Origin of the sequence: Campylobacter sp. LR291e, assembly GCF_008633915.1 — a bacterium.
Classification (GTDB): Bacteria; Campylobacterota; Campylobacteria; order Campylobacterales; family Campylobacteraceae; genus Campylobacter_D.
Window position 1 is genome coordinate 1 of sequence record NZ_VJNV01000011.1, and the last position, 372, is coordinate 372.

General features: G+C 28.0%; 1 pseudogene. It reads left to right on the forward strand.

Annotation, left to right across the window (positions count from 1 at the left end):
- Positions 1-35 precede the first annotated feature (35 nt).
- Positions 36-372: pseudogene (locus tag FMM58_RS08610) on the forward strand (hypothetical protein); the annotation flags it as partial.

Below are 372 nucleotides of genomic sequence, written 5' to 3' on the forward strand. Positions count from 1 at the left end.
AGATTTTAGATAAAGACAAATATACAGGCTATGGATTGGCCCACATTTTAGATAAGCACCCTAATTTTGATTTAAATTTAATTGAAAAAATTATAAAAAATGGTAAGATTGTAAAAAATAATAATACTAATACAATTTGGGCTAATTTTGAAGGTAAAATTTACAAACTAGGCTTATCTAATGGATGGAAAGGAAAAGGAAAAAATAATTGGATTATAACAAGCTATGAAGCAACAAGGGAAAGCGACAAGACGTTCGGCGATGCCCTTTTTACAGATAAACGACCTTTATCTAACCTTGATAAGATAGATTATAACACAAAATTAAAAAATAATCAATTAAACGAACCCCTAAAAGAATTTGGCAAAAATT